This is a genomic window from Mesorhizobium sp. ZC-5, from assembly GCF_025753855.1.
Classification (GTDB): domain Bacteria; phylum Pseudomonadota; class Alphaproteobacteria; order Rhizobiales; family Rhizobiaceae; genus Neomesorhizobium.
The window spans coordinates 372,787-396,706 of sequence record NZ_JAOWPT010000001.1 but is presented as its reverse complement, the minus strand read 5'-3'; the positions used below and the strand labels follow the sequence as shown (position 1 = coordinate 396,706).

At 62.6% G+C, this 23,920-nt stretch carries 27 protein-coding genes; 15 read left to right on the top strand and 12 right to left on the bottom strand.

What is annotated here, in order from left to right; all coding sequences use genetic code 11:
- Window positions 1-62: 62 nt before the first annotated feature.
- On the top strand, window positions 63-1,244 hold the full coding sequence (locus OHD58_RS01845) for a D-alanyl-D-alanine carboxypeptidase family protein (protein ID WP_263801337.1): 1,182 nt from the start codon (window positions 63-65) through the stop codon (window positions 1,242-1,244).
- A gap of 6 nt (window positions 1,245-1,250) precedes the next feature.
- Window positions 1,251-2,363, top strand: a complete 1,113-nt coding sequence (locus tag OHD58_RS01840; protein ID WP_263801336.1) for a CobW family GTP-binding protein — start codon at window positions 1,251-1,253, stop codon at window positions 2,361-2,363.
- A 22-nt stretch (window positions 2,364-2,385) separates the two neighbouring features.
- On the opposite strand, the gene OHD58_RS01835 is transcribed toward OHD58_RS01840, so the two are convergent.
- The 5 genes from OHD58_RS01835 to OHD58_RS01815 form a co-directional block, all read right to left on the bottom strand.
- The gene (locus tag OHD58_RS01835) at window positions 2,386-2,619 is read right to left on the bottom strand and encodes a sulfurtransferase TusA family protein (protein WP_263801335.1); all 234 of its coding nucleotides are present in this window, start codon (window positions 2,617-2,619) and stop codon (window positions 2,386-2,388) included.
- A 23-nt stretch (window positions 2,620-2,642) separates the two neighbouring features.
- Window positions 2,643-3,944 carry a L,D-transpeptidase family protein gene (locus OHD58_RS01830; RefSeq protein WP_263801589.1) on the bottom strand — a complete coding sequence of 434 codons (1,302 nt, stop codon included), beginning with the start codon at window positions 3,942-3,944 and terminating at the stop codon, window positions 2,643-2,645.
- A gap of 226 nt (window positions 3,945-4,170) precedes the next feature.
- Window positions 4,171-5,121: an acetyl-CoA carboxylase carboxyltransferase subunit alpha gene (locus OHD58_RS01825; protein ID WP_263801334.1), complete on the bottom strand. Its 951-nt coding sequence runs from the start codon at window positions 5,119-5,121 to the stop codon at window positions 4,171-4,173.
- 95 nt (window positions 5,122-5,216) lie between these two features.
- On the bottom strand, window positions 5,217-6,143 hold the full coding sequence (locus OHD58_RS01820) for a site-specific tyrosine recombinase XerD (RefSeq protein ID WP_263801333.1): 927 nt from the start codon (window positions 6,141-6,143) through the stop codon (window positions 5,217-5,219).
- Window positions 6,140-6,289, bottom strand: a complete 150-nt coding sequence (locus OHD58_RS01815; protein WP_263801332.1) for a histidine kinase — start codon at window positions 6,287-6,289, stop codon at window positions 6,140-6,142. Before OHD58_RS01815 ends, OHD58_RS01820 begins: the two co-directional genes overlap by 4 nt.
- A 141-nt stretch (window positions 6,290-6,430) precedes the next feature.
- Here OHD58_RS01815 and OHD58_RS01810 point away from each other — a divergent pair, with 141 nt between their 5' ends.
- The 3 genes from OHD58_RS01810 to OHD58_RS01800 are packed head-to-tail and all read left to right on the top strand — an operon-like array spanning window position 6,431 to window position 9,065.
- Window positions 6,431-7,036 (top strand): shikimate kinase, encoded by a 606-nt coding sequence (locus tag OHD58_RS01810; protein ID WP_263801331.1) that lies wholly within the window; start codon window positions 6,431-6,433, stop codon window positions 7,034-7,036.
- Window positions 7,033-8,145 carry a 3-dehydroquinate synthase gene (gene aroB / locus OHD58_RS01805; protein WP_263801330.1) on the top strand — a complete coding sequence of 371 codons (1,113 nt, stop codon included), beginning with the start codon at window positions 7,033-7,035 and terminating at the stop codon, window positions 8,143-8,145. Before OHD58_RS01810 ends, aroB begins: the two co-directional genes overlap by 4 nt.
- Window positions 8,142-9,065 carry an HlyC/CorC family transporter gene (locus OHD58_RS01800; RefSeq protein ID WP_412177149.1) on the top strand — a complete coding sequence of 308 codons (924 nt, stop codon included), beginning with the start codon at window positions 8,142-8,144 and terminating at the stop codon, window positions 9,063-9,065. Before aroB ends, OHD58_RS01800 begins: the two co-directional genes overlap by 4 nt.
- Before the next feature lie 2 nt (window positions 9,066-9,067).
- Here the strand turns inward: OHD58_RS01800 and OHD58_RS01795 are convergent, their stop codons facing one another.
- Window positions 9,068-9,370, bottom strand: coding sequence for a BolA family protein (locus OHD58_RS01795; RefSeq protein ID WP_263801328.1), 303 nt, complete (start codon window positions 9,368-9,370; stop codon window positions 9,068-9,070).
- A gap of 143 nt (window positions 9,371-9,513) precedes the next feature.
- On the opposite strand from OHD58_RS01795, the gene OHD58_RS01790 reads away from it, so the two are divergent.
- The 4 genes from OHD58_RS01790 to OHD58_RS01775 all read left to right on the top strand — a co-directional run bounded on the left by OHD58_RS01790 (window position 9,514) and on the right by OHD58_RS01775 (window position 14,178).
- Window positions 9,514-10,122 carry a J domain-containing protein gene (locus tag OHD58_RS01790; RefSeq protein ID WP_263801327.1) on the top strand — a complete coding sequence of 203 codons (609 nt, stop codon included), beginning with the start codon at window positions 9,514-9,516 and terminating at the stop codon, window positions 10,120-10,122.
- Between the two features lie 121 nt (window positions 10,123-10,243).
- Window positions 10,244-11,230: a cobaltochelatase subunit CobS gene (gene cobS / locus OHD58_RS01785; RefSeq protein WP_263801326.1), complete on the top strand. Its 987-nt coding sequence runs from the start codon at window positions 10,244-10,246 to the stop codon at window positions 11,228-11,230.
- Window positions 11,231-11,242: 12 nt separating this feature from the next.
- Entirely contained in the window at window positions 11,243-13,144 is a 1,902-nt protein-coding gene (gene cobT / locus OHD58_RS01780) for a cobaltochelatase subunit CobT (RefSeq protein ID WP_263801325.1), read from the top strand.
- Window positions 13,145-13,200: 56 nt separating this feature from the next.
- Window positions 13,201-14,178, top strand: a complete 978-nt coding sequence (locus tag OHD58_RS01775) for an esterase-like activity of phytase family protein (RefSeq protein ID WP_263801588.1) — start codon at window positions 13,201-13,203, stop codon at window positions 14,176-14,178.
- An 8-nt stretch (window positions 14,179-14,186) separates the two neighbouring features.
- On the opposite strand, the gene OHD58_RS01770 is transcribed toward OHD58_RS01775, so the two are convergent.
- The 4 genes from OHD58_RS01770 to OHD58_RS01755 all read right to left on the bottom strand — a co-directional run bounded on the left by OHD58_RS01770 (window position 14,187) and on the right by OHD58_RS01755 (window position 16,433).
- Entirely contained in the window at window positions 14,187-14,870 is a 684-nt protein-coding gene (locus OHD58_RS01770) for a spermidine synthase (RefSeq protein WP_263801324.1), read from the bottom strand.
- A gap of 3 nt (window positions 14,871-14,873) precedes the next feature.
- A complete protein-coding gene (locus OHD58_RS01765; RefSeq protein ID WP_263801323.1) occupies window positions 14,874-15,554 on the bottom strand; it encodes a queuosine precursor transporter in 681 nt (226 codons plus the stop codon).
- 85 nt (window positions 15,555-15,639) lie between these two features.
- Window positions 15,640-15,936 carry a 50S ribosomal protein L28 gene (gene rpmB / locus OHD58_RS01760; protein ID WP_263801322.1) on the bottom strand — a complete coding sequence of 99 codons (297 nt, stop codon included), beginning with the start codon at window positions 15,934-15,936 and terminating at the stop codon, window positions 15,640-15,642.
- Window positions 15,937-16,082: 146 nt separating this feature from the next.
- On the bottom strand, window positions 16,083-16,433 hold the full coding sequence (locus OHD58_RS01755) for a biotin transporter BioY (RefSeq protein ID WP_263801321.1): 351 nt from the start codon (window positions 16,431-16,433) through the stop codon (window positions 16,083-16,085).
- Window positions 16,434-16,725: 292 nt separating this feature from the next.
- On the opposite strand from OHD58_RS01755, the gene OHD58_RS01750 reads away from it, so the two are divergent.
- Genes OHD58_RS01750 through OHD58_RS01740 form a run of 3 tightly spaced genes read left to right on the top strand, consistent with a single transcriptional unit; the run spans window position 16,726 to window position 19,147 of the window.
- Entirely contained in the window at window positions 16,726-17,553 is an 828-nt protein-coding gene (locus OHD58_RS01750) for a DUF3108 domain-containing protein (protein WP_318528224.1), read from the top strand.
- Between the two features lie 29 nt (window positions 17,554-17,582).
- Window positions 17,583-18,476, top strand: a complete 894-nt coding sequence (locus OHD58_RS01745) for a DMT family transporter (RefSeq protein WP_263801320.1) — start codon at window positions 17,583-17,585, stop codon at window positions 18,474-18,476.
- The gene (locus OHD58_RS01740) at window positions 18,473-19,147 is read left to right on the top strand and encodes a lysoplasmalogenase (RefSeq protein WP_263801319.1); all 675 of its coding nucleotides are present in this window, start codon (window positions 18,473-18,475) and stop codon (window positions 19,145-19,147) included. Before OHD58_RS01745 ends, OHD58_RS01740 begins: the two co-directional genes overlap by 4 nt.
- Here OHD58_RS01740 and OHD58_RS01735 read toward each other — a convergent pair.
- Window positions 19,122-19,565, bottom strand: a complete 444-nt coding sequence (locus OHD58_RS01735; RefSeq protein ID WP_263801586.1) for a cupin domain-containing protein — start codon at window positions 19,563-19,565, stop codon at window positions 19,122-19,124. The two genes, OHD58_RS01740 and OHD58_RS01735, sit on opposite strands and share 26 nt — an antisense overlap.
- A complete protein-coding gene (gloB, locus tag OHD58_RS01730) occupies window positions 19,562-20,329 on the bottom strand; it encodes a hydroxyacylglutathione hydrolase (RefSeq protein ID WP_263801318.1) in 768 nt (255 codons plus the stop codon). Before gloB ends, OHD58_RS01735 begins: the two co-directional genes overlap by 4 nt.
- 105 nt (window positions 20,330-20,434) lie before the next feature.
- Between gloB and OHD58_RS01725 the strand changes: the two genes are divergently transcribed.
- The 3 genes from OHD58_RS01725 to OHD58_RS01715 all read left to right on the top strand — a co-directional run bounded on the left by OHD58_RS01725 (window position 20,435) and on the right by OHD58_RS01715 (window position 23,912).
- Window positions 20,435-21,187, top strand: a complete 753-nt coding sequence (locus OHD58_RS01725; RefSeq protein ID WP_263801317.1) for a class I SAM-dependent methyltransferase — start codon at window positions 20,435-20,437, stop codon at window positions 21,185-21,187.
- Between the two features lie 92 nt (window positions 21,188-21,279).
- The gene (locus OHD58_RS01720) at window positions 21,280-23,124 is read left to right on the top strand and encodes an ABC transporter ATP-binding protein/permease (RefSeq protein WP_263801316.1); all 1,845 of its coding nucleotides are present in this window, start codon (window positions 21,280-21,282) and stop codon (window positions 23,122-23,124) included.
- Window positions 23,124-23,912, top strand: coding sequence for a DUF1194 domain-containing protein (locus OHD58_RS01715; RefSeq protein WP_263801315.1), 789 nt, complete (start codon window positions 23,124-23,126; stop codon window positions 23,910-23,912). Before OHD58_RS01720 ends, OHD58_RS01715 begins: the two co-directional genes overlap by 1 nt.
- Window positions 23,913-23,920 lie beyond the last annotated feature (8 nt).

Below are 23,920 nucleotides of genomic sequence, written 5' to 3'. Positions count from 1 at the left end.
GCCGGTAACGAAGCTTACGGAGCGTGGGGCAATCAGGGCAAGAGGCTATTTCGGAATCCATCATGCGGCATCTGCATTTTCTGCATTCTTTTCTGGCAGGCGCGTCGTTCTCGGCAATGGCATTGTTCGCCGCCGGCGCCAGCGCCAACCCGTCGGTTCTGTTTGACCTGAACAGCGGCAGGGTGCTCGCCCATGAAGAAGCGTTTCAGCGCTGGCACCCGGCATCGCTCACCAAGCTGATGACCGCCTACGTCACTTTCCGCGCCATGGATGCGGGCGAACTCGACCTCACGTCGCCGATCAATGTATCCAAGAACTCGGCGTCCGAACAGCCGGCCAAGATGGGCTACAAGCCGGGTTCGGTGATGAACCTCGACAATGCGCTGAAGATGATGCTGGTCCGGTCGGCCAACGACATCGCCATGGCGATCGGCGAAAATGTCGGCGGTACAGAGGAAGATTTCGCGGCGCGCATGAACGCCGAGGCCGCGCGGCTTGGCATGAGCGATACGCATTTCGTCAATCCGAATGGACTGCATGCGGACGACCAGTATACCACCGCCCACGACCTTGCCCTTCTGGTGATGGCGCTCCGCCGCGAATATCCGCAATACATGCCCTATTTTTCCATCGAGGGATTGCTGGCCGGCAAGAAGAAGCTCAGCAACTTCAATCTTCTGGTCGGCCGTTATGCCGGCGCCGACGGCATGAAGACGGGGTTCATATGTCCGTCGGGTTTCAACATGATCGGTTCGGCAACACGCGATGGACGTACGCTGGTGGCCATCGTCCTGGGAGAGAAGACGGCGGTCACCCGTGCCGAACTCGTCGCAAAACTGCTGGACCAGGGCTTTGCCAATCAGAACATCGGCGCACAGACCGTCGCCGGCCTGACGCGCTATGGCCAGGGGATCGACACGGTTCGGAATGTGCGTGATGAAATCTGCCCGAAACCGGTCAAGGGCCAGAAAGCCGAACAGCCAAGCGAGCAGGCATCGGACAAGGCGAAGTCGCCCTTCCTGGAGAAGCTCGATCATCCGCCGAAGCTGATTGCCGTCGGTCTCGGCAATGCGACAGGCAAGGTCCCGGCAGCTTACGCGGCGGCGATTGCGGCGGGCAAGGTCCCGGATGTCGATGGCATACCGATCCCCACGCCGCGCCCCGATTACACGGCCTCAACGGCCTCCACGATCGTTCCCGAAGCCTCGGCGAAACCGGCGAAGGCCTCGCAGGTCGGCGGCTGAGTTACAATGTCGGATTTCCCAATCCCGGTGTCGGTGCTGACCGGCTTTCTCGGTGCTGGCAAGACCACATTGCTCAACCGGCTGCTGAAGGACCCGGCGCTTGCCGATACGGCGGTGATCATCAACGAGTTCGGCGATGTCGCGATCGACCACCTTTTGGTCGAGCAGTCGTCCGATGGGGTGATCCAGCTTTCCGACGGCTGCCTGTGCTGTACAGTGCGCGGCGAACTGGTCGATACGCTCGCCGACCTTATTGACCGGCTGCAGACCGGCCGCATCAAGCGGTTGAAACGGGTCGTCATCGAAACCACGGGCCTCGCCGATCCCGCGCCGGTTCTGCAGGCGATTATGGGCCATCCGGCACTTGTGCAGGCGTTCCGGCTCGATGGTGTCATCACCGCCGTCGACGCGGTCAACGGCGACGCGACGCTGGATGCCCATGTCGAGGCGGTGAAGCAGTCGGCCGTCGCGGACCGCATCGTCCTTACCAAGGCCGATCTGGTCGATGACCAGGATATCCTGGTCGCGCTGCGCGCGCGACTGCGTTCGATCAACCCGGGCGCCCAGCTGCTCGATGCGCAGGATGGCGACACCGGCCACGCCGCGCTGTTCGAGTGCGGGCTCTACGATCCGGCCACGAAAACCGCCGACGTCCGCCGTTGGCTTGGCGAAGAGGCGGCGCATAATCATCACCACGAGCATGGCGGGCATGACCACGATCATCGGCACGACGAGCATCGTCACGATGCCCGCGTGCGCGCCATTTCGCTGATCCACGACGGGCCGTTGCCGTTCAGCGCTATCGAGACGTTCCTCGACCTGCTGCTCTCGACCCATGGCGAAAAACTGTTGCGGCTGAAAGGCATCGTCGAACTTACGGAGGATCCGTCGCGGCCACTGGTCGTGCATGGCGTACAGAAGATCTTTCACCCGCCGGCGCGGCTGCCGGCCTGGCCGGACGAAACGCGGGGCACACGCCTGGTGCTCATCATGATAGACATGCCGGAAGACTACGTTCGGCGTCTGTTTGGAGCCCTTGCCAACCGCCCGTCGGTCGACACGCCCGATCGCGCCGCGCTCGAAGAAAATCCTCTGGCGATTGCAGGGATGCGCGGTTAGCGGATTTGCCGGCCGCAATGGCTCAGCCGCCTCGTTCGACAAGAAAGCGATGGCCGCCGGCTACCGTCTCCGTCTCGACGAGGAGGTGCCCTCTCTCGGTACAGAAGGCCGGTATATCGATCACCGCCAGCGGGTCGGTAGTTTCCAGCCACAGCCTGCCGCCCGGATGCATGCCCGCCAGACGCTTCTGGGCCTTCAGGACGGGCAGCGGGCAGTTCAGCCCGCGAAGATCGTAGATCGCCGTGGCTGTACTCATGTCGCGAAGACCATGGTCCAGCCTCAGCCTCCGAACAGATTTCCGATCTTCTTGCGGACACCGCCGAGCAGACCGGGCTTCTCGGTCGGTGCGCCGACCGTTGGAGCCTGAATCGCCTCCGCGGCCATCGCGGGTTCCGGCTGCGGGAGCGGGGCGGTTGCGGCGGGAGCTTCTTTGGCTGCCTTGGCAGCGGCCACGGCGGCAGCCTTCTCGTCGGCGGCGCGTTGCTTGGCAGCGAGTTTTTCCTCCTCCGCCTTTTTCTTGGCGGCGGCGGCAGCTTCCTGTTCAGCCATTCGGCGGCCGGCAGGCGAATCGATCCGCCCCATGCGCGAACTCACTGCGACAGAACCATCATGCGACATCGACGGCGGCTCCATAGAGACACGCTCGCCCCGAGCCCGCTTCTTTGTCCACTCGGAAACCAACGCTGCTTCCTTGGTGCCGGCAATCGTCGGCTTCGGCGGAAGAACCTTGGAACCCGTGGCGCTTGAGAAAGCAGCCTGATAGCTCGTCTGATAGCTCTGGTAGGCCATCTTCAGCGAATCCGGTTGCGTCGTCATCGGGCAGGCGCCGGTCGGGCTGAAAGTGCCTCCTTCGGCTGCGGTCTGGTTGAAAACGTAGCGTTTTTCGCAGACATCGACCTTCGGCGGCACTTTCGTGATCTCGAAATGATCGTAGCCTTCCTTCAGCATCTTCCAGAAGTCGTAGTTCGGGTCGTTGCGGTAACGCGCCATATTGGCGGCGGTCATGCGGAAGGGAAATGCCTGGATCTGGAATTCGGTCTGGCCGCCGCGGAAGGCATCGCGGCCAAACGCGTAGATTTCCTCCATCTGGGCGTCGGTCATCGAGTAGCAGCCGGACGACGAGCAGGCGCCATGCACCATCAGATTGGCGCCGGTGCGCCCATTGGCACGGTCGTAGGCGTTGGGGAAGCCGATGTTGAAGGCAAGGTGATAGCTCGATTGCGGGTTCATCTGTGCCGGACGCACCGTATAGAAGCCTTCCGGCGCCTGGCGGTCGCCTTCGGTGAATTTCGGCCCGAGCTTGCCCGACCATTTGCAGATGTCGTACTCCGCGATGATGTCGTAGCGGCCGTTGTTCTTCTGCTTCCAGATCTCGACCTTGCCTTCCTCCTTGAAGACGCGCGCCATGACCGGCGAGGTGCGGGTCATGCCCTTGGCCTTCATCTTGGCGACGACCTTTTCAGGCAGCGGCTTTTCAGCCTTGGCGCCGCCGCTGGAAATACCTGAAAGCGTCGTGTCGGTGCAGCCGGCGACAATCAGCGCGGCGGTCAACAAACTGGCACGGAGGATATTGGCAAGCATCTGGTTACGCGTCGTCTTTTCCGTCGGCCCGTCCGGTTCTGGCTGCCGATCCAATTGATATCGCCGGCACGCTAAGCCCGTTAACCTTGAAATTCAGTTACCGCAAGCAGCCCGTCTTCACTCACGTTATTGTCATTGAGCGAAAAGGCGCGGCGATTTTGTGGCGAAACTGCACATTTTCGCCGCAAAAGAACGAGCGAGCAACCGGAGGCTGTGCCGGCTGCGATCAGAGGCTACGGCCTATAGCCAGGTACTTTTCCCGCCGCTGCTCGCGGAAATCCATGTTCTGGCTGGCGAATTCGCCAAGCGTTTTGGCGATCTGGTCGCCGGTAGCGCTGATCACGGCTTCCGGCGCGCGATGCGCCCCACCCAGCGGTTCCTGGATGATGCCGTCGATAATCTTCAAGTCGAGAAGATCCTGCGCGGTGATCTTCATGTTGGTGGCGGCGTCCTTGGCGCGCGTCGAATCATGCCAGAGGATGGAAGCGGCACCTTCCGGCGAGATCACCGAATAGATCGAATGCTCAAGCATGTAGACGCGGTTGGCGGTGGCTATCGCTATAGCGCCGCCGGAGCCGCCTTCGCCGATAACGACCGAAATCGACGGGATTTTCAGGCCAAGGCAGGCCGATGTCGAACGGGCGATGGCTTCGGCCTGGCCGCGTTCTTCGGCGTTGATGCCGGGGTAGGCGCCAGCCGTGTCGACCAGCGTCACCAGCGGCACGCCGAAACGGTCGGCGAGTTCCATGATGCGGACCGCCTTGCGGTAGCCCTCGGGCTTGGCCATGCCGAAATTGTGTTTCAGCCGGCTCTTGGTGTCGGAACCCTTTTCCTGGCCGATCACTGCAATCGGTTCACCCCGGAAGCGCGCGAAGCCGCCGATGATGGCATTGTCCTCGCCGAAGCCGCGATCACCGGCCAGCGGCGTGAAGTCACTGAACAGCGCGCCGACATAGTCGAGGCAGTGGGGACGGTCGGGATGGCGGGCGACTTGCGCCTTCTGCCACGGCGTCAGCGCCTTGTAGGCGTCGCGCAGCGCATCCTTGGAACGTTTCTCCAGCCGTGCGATTTCCTCGGCGACATCGACAGCCTCGCCGTTTTCCGAAAGCTTCTTCAGCTCCAGAATCTTGCCTTCGAGGTCGGCGACGGGTTTTTCGAAATCGAGGTAATTGTACATTCGTGAGCGGACCAGAACGCCGGAAACCGATTAAAATAAGGCCGGCAGGGCCACTATGGCGCAACCGGCATGCTGAATGACGCCCTCACATAGCGTTACGGTGTGTGATCGGCAAGCGGGTGATGGTAGTTGACCAATCGCACCAGCCTTTCCTCGAGCACATGCGTGTATATCTGGGTGGTCGAAATGTCCGAGTGACCGAGCAGTTGCTGGACGGCGCGCAGGTCGGCGCCGTTCTGCAGGAGGTGGCTGGCGAAAGCGTGGCGCAGCACATGCGGCGAAATCTTCGCCGACGCAATGCCGGCGCGGGCGGCAAGCCCCTTCAGGTCGCGGGCGAACACCTGTCTCGGCAGGTAGCCGCTTTCGGAGAGCGCCGGAAACAGCCATCGGCTGTCAGCGAAGGCAGGGATGCGCTTGCGCTCGGCCTGCCAGGCGCGCATCGCCAGCCGGGCCTTTTCCGAGAGCGGCACCATGCGCTCCTTGTTGCCCTTCCCCCGCACCATGAAGAAGCGTTCGTCGCGTAGCGCCACCGTGAGCGGCAGGCTGACCAGTTCGGAGACGCGCAAGCCGGTCGCATAGAGGACTTCGACCAGCGCATGCATCCGGAGCGTCGCCAGGCGGGCGGCATCTCCGAGTGCGGCGTCCGCCGCCTCCTGTGCCGCGCGGTCGAGCAGCCGTCCGGTCTCGGCCTCGCTCATGATTTTGGGCAGCGAGCGTTCTTTGCGCGGGCTGTCCAGCGTGCCGGTGGGATCGTCAGTGCGCAGGCCCTCGGTGTAGAGAAATTTGAAAAACTGCCGCAACGCCGAGAGCTTACGCGCCTGTGACGTCGCGGCAAAGCCGCGCGCGGCGACGTCGGCAAGGTAGGCGCGGATGTCGCCTGCCGCAGCACTAGCGAGGTTGCCGGCAACATGTTCGGCAGCATCCTCCAGGTCGCGGCGATAGGAGGATAGCGTGTTGTCGCTGGCGCCGCGTTCGGCGCTCATCATCTCCAGGAATGCTTCGATGCGCGCGGCGCTGTTCATTGAGGCTTGTTGAGCTTGTCGACCGGCACGCGCACGCTGATCTCGCCCTGCTTCGGCTTGACATAGGTCACCAGCGCAAACATCGCGCCATAGACAAGGCCTGCGAAAATGCCGAGCGTCATCAGCAAACGGAAAAGTGTCGGCATAAATCGTTGTTGCCCGTCTTTTTCTATGCTCCGTCCCGTTATGGGACGGGAATCCAAGCATTTCAAGGACATTCGCCGCCCGCGACAGCGCTTGACGCAAGCCGGCTTTTCATGTCGTTACGGCCTCGAAGAGGCGCCATCATGACAGCCACGCAAATCCTGCCGGCGGAAAGAACGGCCGAGGTGCTGGAGCATCTCGGCGAACGTTCGATCGTGTTCGTCGGCCTGATGGGCGCCGGCAAGACGGCGATCGGCCGCAAGGTGGCGCAGGCGCTTGGCCTTCCGTTCACCGACAGCGATCACGAGATCGAAACCGCGTCGCGAATGACGATTCCCGAACTCTTCGAACTCTATGGCGAGGCTGAGTTCCGCGCGCTCGAGCAGCGTGTCATCCTGCGCATCCTCGAGACAGGCCGGCAAGTGTTGTCGACCGGGGGCGGCGCCTTCATGAACGAGCAGACCCGCCTGGCGATCGCCGATCACGGCATCTCCGTCTGGCTGAAGGCTGATATCGATATCCTGATGGAGCGCGTTTCCAAGAAGCAGAACCGGCCGCTCCTGAAGAATCCCGATCCACGTGCGGTCATGGAAAAGCTGATGGCCGAGCGTTATCCGGTTTATGCCAAGGCCGCGGTCACAGTGCCTACCCGCGACGAGCGCAAGGAGGTGATCGCCACAGAGGTGATTGAGGCTTTGGCGATGGCGCTGGGCGCTGTACCGGTCGCGGCGGAGAAGATTGCAAGATGAATACAGTCACTGTCGAAGTCGGGCTCGGTGACCGTGCCTACGATATCCTTATCGGCCCGGGTCTGCTCGCGCGCTCCGGCGCTGAGATTGCCAAACGCCTGCCGGGCATCCGCACTGCGATCGTCACCGACGACAACGTAGCTGCCGCGCATCTCGGCGCCTTGACCGCCGGGCTTGCCGCAGGTGGCATCGAGGCGGTCCCGATCATTGTGCCGGCGGGCGAAAAGACCAAAAGCTTCGACGCATTGCAGGTGGTCGTCGACGGTGTTTTGTCGGCGCGCCTGGAGCGCGGCGACGCGGTGGTGGCCCTGGGTGGTGGTGTCGTCGGCGATCTTGCGGGTTTCGCCGCCGGCATCGTGCGGCGCGGTATGAATTTCGTGCAGATGCCGACCTCGCTGCTGGCGCAAGTCGATTCCTCCGTTGGCGGCAAGACCGGTATCAACAGCGCCCACGGCAAGAACCTGGTCGGTGTCTTCCACCAACCGCGCATCGTGCTTGCCGACACCGATGTGCTCGACACGCTCCCGGAACGGGAGTTCCGTGCCGGCTACGCCGAGGTTGCCAAATACGGGCTGATCGACCGGCCGGATTTCTTCGCCTGGCTGGAAAAGAACTGGCAGGAAGTGTTTGCCGGTGGCGCGGCCCGCACCGAGGCGATCGCCCAATCCTGCCGGGCCAAGGCCGAAGTCGTTGCGCGGGACGAGTTCGAGACCGGCGACCGGGCACTGCTCAATCTTGGACATACGTTCGGCCATGCGCTGGAAGCCGCCACCGGGTATGACAGCGCCCGCCTCGTCCATGGCGAAGGCGTCGCCATCGGCATGGCTCTGGCGTATCGCTTCTCGTCGCGGCTGAACCTTGCCAGCCCGGATGATGCTGCCCGCGTCGAAACGCATCTGCGCGCTGTCGGCCTGCCGTGGCGCATGGCCGACATTCCTGGCTCGCTGCCCGATGCCGAGCGTCTGCTTGGTTACATCGCGCAGGACAAGAAGGTGTCGCGCGGCGCGTTGACCTTCATCCTGACCCGCGGCGTCGGACAGTCCTTCATCGCCAGGGACGTGCCGGCATCCGAGGTGCTGTCGTTCCTCACGGAGAACCATCCGGGATGATGGCCGAAGCCTGGATCATCGCCGGCGTCCTGGTCGCTTTGGCGCTTCTGGCGTTTGTCTTCCGTGACCGTCTGCTTGCTGCATTCGGTCTCGAACTTGCGCCGATTTCGCCGCAGCGGACGCCGCATGAGGAGCTTCGCGGCGCCATGGCTGACCTGCATCGCGAAGGTTCGGTGGTGAAGCAGGACCGCGACCGTGTCGGAGGACTGCTCGACCTGCACGAACTCGAAGTGTCCGACGTCATGGTCCACCGCACCAACATGCGTTCGGTCAATGCCGACAATCCGCCGGAAGCCGTCGTGCGCGAGATACTGCAGAGCCCGCATACCCGGATGCCGCTGTGGCGCGGTTCGCTCGACAATATTGTCGGCGTGCTGCACGCCAAAGATCTGCTGCGTGCGCTCAACGATGTCGGCAACGACTTTGCCAAGGTCGATGTCATGAAGGTGGCGTCGAAGCCGTGGTTCGTGCCCGATACGACGACACTTCAGGACCAGCTCAACGCGTTCCTGCGCCGCAAGGCGCACTTCGCCATCGTTGTCGACGAATATGGTGAGGTGGAAGGTCTGGTCACTCTGGAGGACATCATCGAGGAGATTGTCGGCGAGATCGCCGATGAGCACGATGTCGAGATGCAGGGCGTCAAGCAGGAAGCCGACGGCTCCATTGTCGTCGAGGGCACTGTGCCGATCCGCGACCTGAACCGGGCGCTCGACTGGAGCCTGCCGGACGACGAGGCCACGACGATCGCCGGGCTCGTCATCCACGAGGCGCAGTCGATTCCGGAGGAAAAGCAGGCGTTCACATTTCACGGTAAGCGTTTCACCGTGCTGAAGCGCGACAAGAACCGGCTGACGCGCATCAGGATCAGGCCGGTGGCGGAGGCCTCACGCAATCCGCCCCAAGAGTTACGGGAATAACGCTACCACCTAGTCTTTTCGCCAGGCGCCGCCGGCTCGATCGCCAGCGCATGCAGGCCGGCCTTCATTTCATCGGCCAAAATGTCGTTCACCGCGCGATGGCGCTCGATGCGGCTCTTGCCGGCAAATGCCGGCGACACGATGCGGATGCGAAAATGTGTCTCGCCCGAGCCGTCGAAGACCGCCTCATGGCCGCCATCGACGTGATGGTGCCCGGCATGCAGGTGGCTCTCGTTTATGACGACCAGCCGCTCCGGCGAAAAAGCCTCGCTGAGCTTCTTTTCCATCGTTTCCTGTATGGACATCGCCGCTTCCTTTCACCACATGTGCTTGGCCCGCCACAAAAGGCACCAATCGGACAGGCCGGATCGCAAATCAGCGGTTAGGTCCATAGTCCTGCAAATGTCAATTCTTGTTTCGCGCGCCGAACACCCCATAATCGGAACGAATGAAACCCTATTCGAAATATTTCGAGAAAATCCGCGTCCGCCCCGACCCGGAAGCCGAGCTGAAGTCGCGCGCGCCGCGCTGCCAGTGGGACGGCTGCGGCGAGGCCGGTACGCATCGCGCGCCGGTCGGCCGCATGAAGGAAGGCGAATATTTCAAATTCTGCTTCGACCATGTGCGCGAGTACAACAAGGGTTTCAACTATTTCTCCGGTGTACCCGATTCCGAAATTGCCCGTTTTCAGAAGGAGGCGATGACCGGTCATCGGCCGACCTGGAAGATGGGCGCCAGCGGCGGCACCCGGTCATCGCCTGATTTCGCCCAGCAACGTTCCGGCCGCGCCGGCTATCACAACCGCATGCGCGATCCGTTCAATCTGTTCAATGGACCGAAGGAGCCGCGCGAGCGAAAGGCCAAGCCGCTTGAGGCCAAGGCGCTGGAAACGCTTGGCCTTACGACAAAGGCGACTGGCGCGGACATCAAGGCACGCTATAAGGAACTGGTGAAGCGTCATCATCCGGATGCGAATGGTGGCGACAGAGGTTCGGAAGACCGGTTCCGCGATGTGCTTCAGGCGTATCGTGTGCTCAAGCAAGCAGGTTTGTGCTGAGCGAACTTACAGGCCGGGCCTTTTTCCAACTTTCATCCGGTTGGAAAAGGCTCTAAGACCGCCCCCGGACAAAATCGATTGCCGGCGAAGCTCGATGCTTCGCCTGTGGAGACGTTGAAGAATGAACAAGGTCGATCGCGACATCGCCAATCTCCCTGACACCACGGTCTCGGTGAAGGAGAAATTCGGCTTCGAATCCAAGATGGTCGTACCGGCCTATTCGGTTTCCACCGAACACGTGCCGGATATCGATCCTGATTATCTGTTCGACGAACAGACCACACTGGCAATCCTTTCCGGCTTCGCATTCAATCGCCGTGTCATGGTCTCGGGTTATCACGGCACCGGCAAGTCGACGCATATCGAGCAGGTCGCGGCACGCCTCAACTGGCCCTGCGTGCGCGTCAACCTCGACAGCCATGTCAGCCGCATCGATCTGGTCGGCAAGGATGCGATTGTCGTCAAGGACGGCATGCAGGTCACCGAGTTCCGCGACGGCATCCTGCCTTGGGCCTATCAGCACAATGTGGCGCTTTGCTTCGACGAATATGATGCCGGCCGTCCTGACGTGATGTTCGTCATCCAGCGCGTGCTGGAATCGTCCGGCCGCCTGACCTTGCTCGACCAGAGCCGGGTCATCCGACCGCACCCTGCTTTCCGGCTGTTCTCGACCGCCAACACGGTTGGCTTGGGCGACACGACCGGCCTCTATCACGGCACCCAGCAGATCAACCAGGCGCAAATGGATCGCTGGTCGATCGTCACCACGCTGAACTACCTGCCGCACGATAACGAGGTGGCAATCGTTCTGGCCAAGGCCAAACATTACAAGAACGACAAGGGCAAGGACATCGTCAACAAGATGGTGCGGGTCGCCGACATGACGCGCTCGGCGTTCATGAATGGCGACCTGTCGACCGTCATGAGCCCGCGCACCGTCATCACCTGGGCCGAGAACGCCGAGATATTCGGCAATGTCGGCATGGCGTTCCGGTTGACCTTCCTCAACAAGTGCGACGAACTGGAACGTGCCGTGGTGGCCGAGTTCTATCAGCGCGCCTTCGGCGAAGAATTGCCCGAATCGGCTGCCAACGTCGTTTTGGGATAGTGCAAGGCACAGATGGCGGGTCCGGGCGACAACTCAACGCGCAGCAAGCCGAAAGCCAACGGTGAGGGCGAAGCCTTCAAGCGTGCGGTGTCGGTCTGCGTGCGTGCGATCGCCGGCGACCACGACCTCGAAGTTGCTTTCGCCAAGGACCGGCCGGCGCTGGCAGGCAATCGCGCTCGGCTGCCCGAGTTGCCGAAGAAGCCTACGAAGAGCGACATCGCGGTAACCCGCGGTCTCGGCGATTCCATGGCGCTGAAGCGGGCCTGCCATGACAGCCGCATCCACACCAAGCTGGCGCCGGAAGGCAAGCAGGCCCGTGCCATATACGACGCGGTCGAGCAGGCTCGCGTCGAGGCGATAGGCTCGCGCGCCATGCTCGGTGTCGCCGACAACATCGGTTCGATGCTGGAGGACAAATACGCCAGGGCCAATCTCGCCGACGTGAAGGACCAGGCCGACGCGCCGATCGAGGAAGCCGTGGCGCTGATGGTGCGCGAGAAGCTGACGGGCCGTCCGGTGCCGAAGAGCGGCGAGCGCATGGTCAACCTCTGGCGCAAGTGGGTGGAAGACAAGGCTGGTCCCGACCTCGACCACCTGACCGCCAAGCTCGATGACCAAAACGCCTTCGCCCGCGTCGTGCGCGAGATGCTCGCCTCGATGGAAATGGCTGAGGAACTCGGCGACGACGAGGAGAGCGACGAAGCCGAAGACAGCGACGACGACCAGCCACAAGGCGAGGAAAGCAGCGAAGAAGGTGGCGAAGACGAGTCCGGATCCGACGATTCGCAATCCGAGGATGCCGAACCCTCCGCCGACGACCAGGAAGCTGGCGAGACGGATGCTGCCGACTCCACCACCGACGAGATGACCGACGAGGACGATCCCGACGCCGAAACGCCCGGTGAGGCGAAGCGTCCTGACAACCCGTTCACCAATCTGCCGAAGGAAATCGACTACAAGGTCTTCTCAACCGCGTTCGACGAGACGGTGGGGGCCGAGGAGCTTTGCGAGGAAGAGGAGCTCGACCGGCTGCGTGCCTTCCTGGACAAGCAGCTCGCCAATCTGCAGGGCGTCGTCGGACGCCTCGCCAACCGGCTTCAGCGCCGCCTGATGGCGCAGCAGAACCGCTCATGGGACTTCGATCTCGAAGAAGGGTATCTTGATCCGGCCCGGTTGGTGCGTGTCGTCATCGACCCGATGCAGCCGCTCTCCTTCAAACAGGAGCGCGACACGAAGTTCCGCGATACCGTGGTGACGCTGGTGCTCGACAATTCGGGCTCGATGCGGGGCCGGCCGATCACGGTGGCCGCCACCTGCGCCGACATTCTTGCCCGTACGCTGGAGCGTTGCGGCGTTTCGGTGGAAATCCTCGGATTCACCACGCGTGCGTGGAAAGGCGGTCAGGCGCGTGAGAAGTGGCTGAAGGGCGGCAAGCCGCCGAACCCCGGGCGCCTCAACGACCTGCGCCACATCATCTACAAATCGGCCGACCATCCATGGCGCCGTGCGCGGCGCAATCTCGGCCTGATGATGCGCGAGGGCTTGCTCAAGGAAAACATCGACGGTGAGGCGCTGTTGTGGGCACACAACCGTCTGATCGCACGGCCGGAGCAGCGCAAGATCCTGATGATGATCTCGGACGGTGCCCCCGTCGACGATTCGACCCTTTCGGTCAATCCCGGCAACTATCTGGAGCGCCACCTGCGCGCCGTTATCGAACTGATCGAGAACCGCTCGCCGGTCGAACTGCTGGCCATCGGCATCGGCCACGACGTTACCCGCTACTATCGCCGCGCCGTCACCATCATCGATGCGGAAGAACTGGCCGGGGCGATGACCGAGCAGCTTGCTTCGCTGTTCGGCGAGGAGAATAGCCGCGAGACCCGCCGCGGCGGCATGCGGCGCGCCGGATGAGCCAACCGGGTTTTCTCCGGCATCGCGGTTGGCTGGCAGGCATTGCCGCACTCTCGATGATTTCGGTGCTGGTGCTGGCCAATTCGCGCGACGCCGGCTCGGCGCCGCTCGACCAGATCACGGTAAGTGCGCGCCCGATCACCCAGTTCCGGATCGGCCGCGACCAGAAGCAGTTTGGTCCGCTGGAATTCGTCGGCGGCCTCGAAATGACGGCGAATTCGCGCCATTTCGGCGCGCTGTCGGCATTCCGATTCACCAGCCCGGGCAGCGATTTCGTCGGGGTTGCGGATACCGGCTTCTGGTTTTTCGGCACGGTCGTGCATGACGCCGATCAGCGGCCAGCGGGAATCGAGAACTTCCGCATGGAACAGATGGTTGACGCCACCGGGCAGACGTTCGCCCGCAAATGGGAAGTCGATGCCGAAGGCCTGGCCGTCAAGGACGGCATCGCCACAGTTGGCTTCGAGCGGAACCACCGCGTTGCCCAGTTCGACATCGAATCCGGCACGATGGGCGCGGCGCTCCGCAATTTGGATTTCCTCGTGCCCGCCAACGAACTGCGCCAGAATCGCGGATTCGAAACCGTGACCCATGCGCATCCCCATGGCCAGCATGAGGGCGGACTGGTCGTCGTTTCCGAAAAGAGCCTCGACAAGCAGGGCAACATCTTCGCGGCAATCATCGAAGGACCCAACAAGGGCGTCTTCACGGTCAAGCGCAACGGCAATTTCGACATCACAGACGGCGCTTTCCTGCCCAACGGCGATCTGCTGCTCCTGGAGCGCAGCTTCAACATGGCGGAAGGGGTCAGGATGCGGCTGCGCCGCATTTATGGCGAGAGTGTCGCCAAGGGCACGGTCGCCGATGGTCCGGTGCTGCTTGAGGCGGACATGGGCTTTCAGATCGACAACATGGAAGCGATGGACGTCTGGGCGCGCGCCGATGGTGCGGTGATGGTGTCGCTGATGTCCGACGACAACCACTCGATCCTGCAGCGCAACCTTTATCTGGAATTCATCCTGCACGAGGACTGAGCCTAGTTCTATCGAACCTGGCCTTGTTTGGTTGCCAGCCAGATGACGTGACGGGCGCCGCGTTTGCCGGTGGCACGCACTTTCATCTCTTCGACCGAGAAACCTGCTTGCCCGAGCCTGCGGGTGAAGCCGTGGTCCGGTCCCGACGACCATACTGCGAGGACGCCGCCCGGCTTCAGCGCGGCTCGGCTAGACCGCAGTCCAGCGAGATCATAGAGCGCATCGTTTGCCTTGTGCGTCAGGCCTTCCGGGCCGTTGTCGATATCGAGCAGGATGGCGTCGTAGGCCGCCGCGGCGGACTTGATGAGAAGGCGGACATCCGCCTCCACGACGCTGACGCGGCGGTCATCAAGGCAACCGCCGAAGATTTCTGCCATCGGGCCGCGCGCCCAGGAGACGACAGCAGGTACCAGTTCGGAGACGGTGACGCGTGCGTCGGAGCCGAGCTCACCGAGGGCCGCCCGCAGCGTAAAACCCATGCCCAGCCCGCCAATCAGGATGTGCGGTTTGACGCGGCCGCGAATCTTCTCGCAGGACAGACTGGCCAGCGCTTCTTCCGAACCGCTCAGCCGGCTGTTCATCAATTCGTTGGAACCGAGCATTATCGAGAATTCGGCGCCGCGCCGCTTCAGGCGGAGTTCCTGCTCGCCGTCGGGCGTCTTTGCAGAATCGATCTGGACCCAGGGAATCACCGGTTACGCCGCGACCGCCGGTTGGCTCCAGCGCGCGGCAATCAGCCGGTAGGGGATCAGCGCGAAGACCGCGATCAGCAGCTTCACGCTGAGGTCGCCGATTGCCCAGGACATCCAGCGCGGCGCGGTTTCGGCCATGAAACCGAGCACCGGTGCCTGCTCCAGCGCAAAGCCGTCATCTGGTCCGACGAAGGCGAAGGCAGCTGAAAAGGCGATGCTGAAGAAGATCGCCGTGTCGATCACCGATCCCGCGAGCGAGCCGAACACAGGCGCCCGCCACCAGTTTTGCCGGCGCAGCCAGTTGAAGACAGTGACGTCGAGGAGTTGGCCGATGAGAAAGGCGCCGCCAGATGCAATGGCGATACGGATAAGCCGCCCGGCGGCAGTCTCATAGGGGATATATCCATATTGGAAAAGCAGCGGTGGAATTGCGATCGAGCAGGCCACCGCTGCCATGAAGCCGATCAGGACGACACGGCGTGCCACCACCGGCCCATAGCGCCGGTTTGCCAGATCTGTGACCAGGAAGGCGATGGGATAGGTGAAGGCGCCCCAGGTCAGGATATCGGCGAGCGCTAGGCTGCCAAGCTGTCCCTGGACCGGAAACTGCACGAGAACATTCGAGGCCAAGACGACAAGCGCCATGGCGACGACAAACGGAAGGTAGGTGGAAAGGCGTATCATTTTTTTATCCTGGGTAATGGAACCAGTCAGGCATGATCTTTGTGAATCATGCCCAGGAAGCGGATCAAACGTCCGCTGATCGAAATCAGGCGGCCGGCTGCTCGGCGAGCTTCTTGGCAATCTGCTTCTTCAGGAGGCGCGCACGCTGCGACAATTCCTCGGCATCGGCCTTTGCGAGGAAGGCGTCGAGGCCGCCGCGGTGCTCGACCGAACGCAGCGCGTTGGCCGAAATGCGCAGCCGCACGTTCTGGTTCAGGGCTTCCGAGATCAGCGTCACCTTCACGAGGTTCGGCAGGAACCGGCGCTTCGTCTTGTTGTTGGCGTGGCTCACATTGTTGCCGGTCAACACGGCCTTGCCGGTCAGTTCACATGCGCGTGACATTTTTCACTTACCTTCAGTTCAGTACCGGGCCAAAAGACGATGTCGCACCAAACGGCAGGCGCGGGCTCAGTCAGGCAGCCACGTGGGAAAAGTTGCGTTCCCATAGTGTCATTTGACGCGGGCGTCAAGCGTGAGCTGCCTGCGGCTTACTCGACGCGAAGCCGCGCGCCGGCAAACCTCAGCCCGCGGATTGGACGCGGCGCGTCGCTTCGACGCTTACGGTCGCGAGTACGGCCTTGAGGATGCCCCCCAGCACGAACGGAACCACCCCATACTCTATTGGCACTGGGTACCCCGATCATGGCTGCGAGCCAGATGCCGCCGAATGCCAGGATGAACGTGTAGCCGATCAGCATGGCGGCAAGGCTGCGGGAAAGACTGCCCTTGGCGGTCCAGCCTTGCTCGGCGAGCCAGCCGACGATTGCCGCGGCGATCGGAAATGCAACCAGATAGCCACCGGTCGATCCAGGAGGCCGCGGCGAGGAACAGTGCTCCAAGCGAAACCGCTACGATCTTCAGTGCAAGCGGCTGGCCGGTCAGCCGAAGCGGGACGAAGGCGTTCGGATAATCCGCGGCCGAAGATGCGGTATGCATGAAGTCGCTCCGTGACATATTTTGAAGGCTGTCTCCGACGGTTGAAGTCGATGAGGGCGCCTGACGGATAGCGGGTGCGCTATCCCATGTGGCTTGATGTACTGCAACCACAATTTGCAGATCAGGCGATAGCTCGATGTCTCCACTATTGCCGGCATCCACATAATCGCCTGATTCATACGACGATCTGGCCGCATGATTGAAATGCGGTACGATCTTGGCCGTGACACGACCGTGAAGCTGCTACGGGCCGTGGGTGTTGCCGTGGGCGTGTTGGCTGCGATGGGACCGTCCGCGGCTGCGGACAGCGCGCAGTCTTTTCGCGCCGAATATTCGATCTCCTATCTCGGCCTCACCTTGGCTCGCTCGAATTTCGAAAGCACAATCGACGACAAGTCGTTCCGGCTCCAGGGTTCGCTTTCGAGTGCCGGGATCGCCGAGATGTTCGACGACACCAAAGGCACGACGTCGGCTTCCGGCAGCTTCGTGCGTGGGCTGGCGCGCCCGGATACCTTCGCCGCTGACTACACGACCGGCCGCAAGGCGAAGAAGATCGTCATCGGCTTTGCCGGCGGAGCGGTTTCGAAGACCGTCAACCTTCCGCCGCCGAAGCCGCGGGGAAAGGACTGGATAGCGGTGGGTGCCAGCCAATTGCGCGGTGTCGCCGATCCCCTGTCGGCGACATTGGTCAGGGCGGATAGTCTCGAAGAAGTTTGCGGCCGGACGCTGAAGGTATTCGATGGCGAGATGCGTGCCGATCTGTCGCTCGCGCTTGCCGAGAAAGGCCCGGTGTCGATCGGCGGCTACGAAGGCGAGGCTGTCGTCTGCGAAGCGCGGTTCCTGCCTGTCGCCGGCTTCCGCAAGGGCCACAAATCGATCGAGTATCTCAAGAACCGCAGCAAGATACGCATCACATTTGCACCGCTGGGCACGACTGGGGTATATGCGCCCATCCGCGCGACGATCGGTACAAGGATCGGAACGATCACAATCAGCGCGCGAGGGTTGAAACAGATCAGATAGCGCGTTGCGCAGGGTTTTCGGGGGAGAGCATGGCGCGCGCAACGCTGATCGGTTTTTCGGCGGTCGCCATGTGGGCATTGCTGGCGCTGCTTACGGATGCGTCCGGCGAGGTGCCGCCCTTCCTGCTATCGGCCATCTGCTTCACAATTGGTACCTGTGTCGGCCTGGTTGCGCGGATGTTTTCGTCCGCGCCGACACAACCGGTCAGGATCCCACCGCAGGTCTGGCTGATCGGCATCGCCGGGCTGTTCGGCTACCATTTCTTTTATTTCACTGCGCTGCGCAACGCCCCGGCGGTCGAGGCCAGCCTGATCGCTTATCTATGGCCGCTGTTCATCGTGCTCGGTTCGGCGCTGATGCCGGGAGAGAGGCTGCGCTGGTTTCACATCGCCGGCGCCGCGCTCGGACTTGCCGGCACTTTCCTGATCATCACTAATGGCGGCGGCCTTTCATTCGAGAGCCGCTACGCATTCGGTTATGCCATGGCCGCGGTCTGCGCCTTCCTGTGGTCGGCCTATTCGCTGCTGTCGCGGCGCTTTCCGGCGGTCCCGACCAGCATTGTCACCTGGTTCTGCGCGGCCACGGCGATCCTGTCCCTCGTCTGCCATCTAGCGTTGGAAGAAACCGTGCTGCCGTCGAATGCCGGCCAATGGCTTGCCGTGCTCGGTCTCGGCCTGATGCCGGTCGGCGCCGCCTTCTACGCCTGGGATCACGGCGTCAAGCACGGCAATATCCAGGTTCTGGGAGCGGCGAGTTACGCCGCGCCGCTGCTTTCTACGCTGATCCTGATCGCTGCCGGCTTCACCCAGGCGACGCCGCATATCCTGCTTGCCTGTCTGCTGATCACCGCTGGTGCCGTGCTGGCGGCGAAGTCGCTCCTTTTCGGCGCTTCTGCAGCCCAAAAGAGAGAGGCTGAGGCATGATGCTGCCGTTCCCGGGGGCTGCGACCGATACCGCGAATGCGACGCTGATTTTTTCCGCCGCCGCGGCACTGCTGTATCTCTTCCTGCTCGCCACGCAGCCGTCGCTGTTCCGTACGATTGGAAAAACGCTTGCCGTGGCGTTCCTTGCCGTTCTTGCGATCGTGCAAGGAGGGCCACTGCTGCTGGCTGCCGCGCTGGGTTTGAGCGCGCTGGGTGATGCCTTCCTGTCGCGGGAAGGCGACAAAGCCTTTCTGGCGGGGTTAGGCAGCTTCCTAGCCGCGCATCTCGTGTACATCGCGCTGTTCTGGCTCTCCGGCGGCTCGTTCGACATTCTGACGGCGCAGCCCTGGCGTGCCGGCATTGCCATCGTGATGGCCGTATTCGCGCTGTTTATGCTGGCGCGGCTGTTGCGGGTCGTGGCGCCTGATATGCGGCTGCCGATCGTCGCCTATGTCGCTGCGATCGTCGCCATGGGTATCGCCGCGCTGACGCTCGACAATGTTTTCGTGATTGCCGGAGCGGTGCTTTTCATCGCGTCGGACGCGATCCTAGCCGCCGAAAAATTCCTGATGGCCTCGCTGTCGCCGCGCCGTCGCCCGGCCAGGATCGCGGTCTGGGTGCTTTATTACGCCGCCCAGGCGCTGATCACGTTGGGTTTTCTGCTGGCTTAGGCTGCCAGCCGGCGGGAGCCAGTTCGAAAGCGGTAAAATCGAAGCCCGGTGCCACGGTACAGCCGACCAGCGTCCAGTCGCCGAGGCTCCTTGCCATCTGCCACCAGTTCGGTGGCACCACGGCCTGCGGACGCTGGCCTGCCGCGAGATCCGTGCCGAGCATCTTGGTGACCACCGGACCGTCTTCTTCATAGGTCATCAGCGCCAGCGGCGATCCCGCGTAGTGATGCCAGACCTCGGCTGCATCCCTGACCCGGTGCCAGGCCGAAACGTCATCCGCCTCGAGCAGGAAATAGATGGCGGTCGAATTGCCGCGCGGCCCGCTACCGGAACCGTCGCGGAACGTCTCGACGTACCAGCCGCCTTCCGGGTGCCGTTTCATGCCAAGCAGGGCGATGATTTCGGCAGCATTCATCAGAACAGGTCCTTGCGCTTGCGGATTTCGGCGAACATCGCCTCGTCGGAGGCAGTTTCCATATGCAGGTTCTTACGGATCACCGGATCGTGCCAACGCAGGAACGGGTTGGTTGCAAGCTCCTGCATGATCGTCGTCGGCAAGGTCGGCTTGTCTTCGGCGCGCAATTTGTCGATGGACTTCGCACGCTCCTTCAGCGCCGAATTGGTGGGGTCGATGGTCAGCGCGAAGCGGGCGTTCGACTGGGTATATTCGTGGCCGCAGTAGATCTTCGTCTCCAGCGGCAGCGCCGCCAGCTTTTTCAGCGACTGATACATCACCGGCGGCTTGCATTCGAAAAGCCGGCCGCAGCCCAGCGCAAAGAGCGTATCGCCGGTGAAGGCCATGTCGGCGCCGCGAAAATGATAGGTGATATGGCCCGCCGTGTGGCCCGGCGTGGCGATGATGGCGATCTCCTCGCCGCCGAGCTTGATGACATTGCCCTCCACCACCTGCTCGTCGATGCCGGGAATCTTTGCCGCCTCGGCCTTTGGACCGGTAATTTTCAGCCCGAAGCGCTGCTTCAACCCCAGGTTTGCCTCGACGTGGTCACCATGATGGTGAGTGATGAGCAGCGCAGTCGGCCGCCAGCCGGTACGCTCGATCGCGGCAAGGATGGGTGCTTCCTCGGGCGCGTCGATCACCGCTGTCTCGCCGCTTTTCGTTTCGTGCACCAGAACGCCGAAATTGTCGCTCCGGCACATGAACTGCTCGATCTCGATCGCCATCGTGTGTCTCCTTTTTGAAGCAAACGATAGGGCGGGTATCCACGCATGTCACGCTCTGCGGCGCGCTTTCTTGAAAGCGTAGGACAACGTCGCTACCGTCCGCCTATGAACTCCGACATCGTCGATCTGCGCTCCTTTTACGCCACCACGCTCGGACGGCTCGCCGAACGTTCGATCGCCATGGCGATCACTTCGGTATGGGCCAATCTACCCAACGAGCGGCTGGTCGGCCTCGGCTATGTGCTGCCCTGGCTCGACCGTTTCGGTACCGATGCGGAGCGCGTCTTCGCCTTCATGCCCGCGACGCAAGGCGCGGTGAACTGGCCGCCGCAAGGACCGTCGGCCACGGCTCTGGTTTTCGACGAGGAACTGCCGCTGGTCGATTCCTCGATCGACCGCATGTTGCTGGTGCATTCGCTGGAGCATGCCGAAAACCCGCGCGAGACGCTCAAGGAGGTCTGGCGGGTGCTGGCGCCGGGCGGCAGGCTGGTGGTGGTGGTGCCCAACCGGCGCGGCGTCTGGGCGCGTTTCGAACACACGCCGTTCGGCACCGGTCGACCGTTTTCGCGCGGCCAGCTGACCGAATTGCTGCGCGAGGCCAATTTCACGCCGGGACCATGGTCCGACGCACTGTTTTTCCCGCCGTCGCGCCGCCGCTGGGTGTTGCGCTTCCATCAACTGCTGGAAAGATCCGGCCGGCGCCTCTGGCCGATGTTTTCCGGCGTCATCGTCGTCGAAGCGCAGAAACGCCTGTACCAGGGACTGCCGGTCACCAAACGCTCTTCGCGCCGCGTCTTCGTGCCTGTTTTGTCGCCACAAGGTGCGACACGCGCTGCCCGGACGCCGCCGCGACTGTAACCCGGACCGTCTCAGGTAAAGGCCGTATGGCAACCGGCGTTATGCCACCATACCTGCCGTAGAACATTCGGCGCTGAACGAAGGAATCCACCATGGCCGATCAGACCAGCGGCAAAGCCGACCAGCCATCGCCCATTGTCCCCGAGGACATCGGTTTTCGCGCCCAGCTTGCCATGATGCTGAGGGCCTTCAAGGCATCGCCGCTGCGCAACACGATCCTCTGGCTGGCGGCGGGAGCGCTCACCGTCATCGTGGCCACGTCGCTGGGCCAGATCATCCTCAACCGCTGGAACCGCCCTTTCTACGATGCCATCGAGCGGCGCGATCTCGACGCGTTCTTTCACCAGTTACTGGTGTTTGTGGCGATCGCCGGCGGTTTGCTGACGCTTGGCGTCATCCAGACATGGCTCAACCAGATGATGAAGCTCAAACTGCGTGAAGGGCTGACGCGCGACCTGATCACCGAATGGATGCGCCCGCGCCGCGCCTTCCGTCTCGCCAATGCCGGCGCGATCGGCATCAATCCCGATCAACGCATGCAGGAGGATGCCGGTCATCTCACCGACCTGACGACCGGGCTCGGCTTCGGCCTCGTGCAGTCGTCCATCCTGCTCGCGTCCTTCGTCGGTGTCCTTTGGTCGCTGTCTTCTGGCTTTGTCTTCCACGTCGGCGGGCATTCGTTCGCCATTCCCGGCTACATGGTATGGGCGGCAATCCTCTATGCCGGTTCCGCGTCGATGATAAGCTGGCTGGTCGGCCGGCCATTGATCGCCCTCAACAGCGACCGCTATTCGCGCGAGGCGGACCTGCGTTTCTCGATGATGCGGGTGAACGAACATGTCGACGCCATCTCGCTGGCCGGCGGCGAGGCCGATGAAAAGCGGCGGCTGGAGACGGATCTTACGTCGGTGCTCGGTGCCGTACGGCGCATATTCACCGTGCAGATTTACCTCGAATGGGTCACTGACGGCTACGGCTGGATCACGCTGGTCGCGCCGATCCTGGTGGCTTCGCCTGTCTATTTCGCCGGTGATATCAGCTTCGGCGGACTGATGATGGCGGTCGGCGCCTTCAACCAGGTGCACTCGTCATTACGCTGGTTCATCAACAACATCGGCGCCATCGCGGACTGGCGCGCCACCTTGCTGCGCATCGCCGCTTTCCGCCGCGCCCTGGTCGAGGCCGATGTCCTGCACGACACCGAGAAACGGATCGAGTTCGTCCAAAACGATGACAATCGCCTGACTTTCGACGGTCTGGAGGTCGCATCCACTGCCGGCTGCACCAAGTTCGCCGAGCCGCGTGTCGAGATTGCCGCCGGCGAGCGGGTGCTGGTCACCGGCGATCCGGGTGCCGGCAAAACACTATTTTTCCGCGCCTTGGCCAGGCTTTGGCCGTGGGGCGGTGGGCATGTCGGCACACCTGCCGGCGAAACGATCACCTTCGTCCCGAGAACCCCTTATTTTCCGCCGGGTACGCTGCGCGCCGTACTATCCTATCCGCAAGGCGAAGCCGGCTTCGTGGACGCTGAACTGAAAGATGCCCTGTCCAAGGTTGGTCTCGAGCGGCTGGAAGGGTCACTCGACCGGGATGCGCGCTGGGAACGTGAGCTAAGCGAGGAAGAGCAACGCATGCTGGCCTTCGGCAGGCTCAGCCTGCACAAGCCGCGCTGGGTCATCATCGACGAGGCGCTCGACACGCTGGACCGGGTCGCCCTGAAAAAGGTACTGTCCATTTTCGAAGACGATCTTCCCGACGCGACCGTGGTCAACATCGGCCGTGCCCAGCGCAAAGGGGATTTTTTCTCGCGGGAGCTTCATCTTGTGAAGGACAAGGATGGCCACTGCCTGAAACGCGTCGACTTCACACCCGCCGCACCGAAGCGCCGTGCGCCACGTAAGGGCGTCCGCCGGATCCTGGCGCGGCGCACCGGCTGATGATCGCGGCGCGGGCGGCTCTCGCCTGCCTGGCTTTCGCGATCGCGAAAGCCCATTCCGAGCCCGTCGATGTGGAACTCGTGCTCGCGGTGGATGTCTCCGAATCGATGGACCGCGAAGAATTCGCCATCCAGCGCGCCGGTTATGTGCGAGCGCTCCGCGATCCGGCATTCATCGCGGCAGCCCAGTCAGGGCCCAATGGCCGCGTCGCTGTCACCTATTTCGAATGGGCTGGCACGATCCGCCCGGCTTCGATCGTGCCGTGGCAGATCATCGACGGTCAAGGCAGCGCTTACGCCTTCGCGGCGAAGCTCGAAGCGCGGCCGTTCAACACCTTTCGAGGTACCTCGATCTCCGGCGCGTTGATATTCGGCCTTTCGGCGCTGCAAGCGAATAGCTTCCAGGGCGGCCGCCTCGTCATCGACGTATCGGGCGACGGTCCCAACAATTTCGGCCCGCCTGTCGTCGCGGCGCGGGACACCGCGATTGCTGGTGGCGTCACCATCAACGGGCTTCCCATCATGATCAGGCCGTCACCGATTTTTCCCGCCATCGACCGTTATTACAGCCAGTGCGTGATCGGCGGTGCCGGTGCCTTCGTGCTTCCGGTGCGGGCCGTTTCTGAATTTGACACCGCCATCCGCAGGAAACTCATTCTGGAGGTCAGCGGTGATCCAGGCGCCGCTACGGTCGTTCCGGTGGCTGTCGAACCGCCAGTCGACTGCATGATCGGCGAGCGGGTGAGACGATCGCTGTCGGACCAGTTCTATCCCGAACTCGATCCCTGAACTGGCAT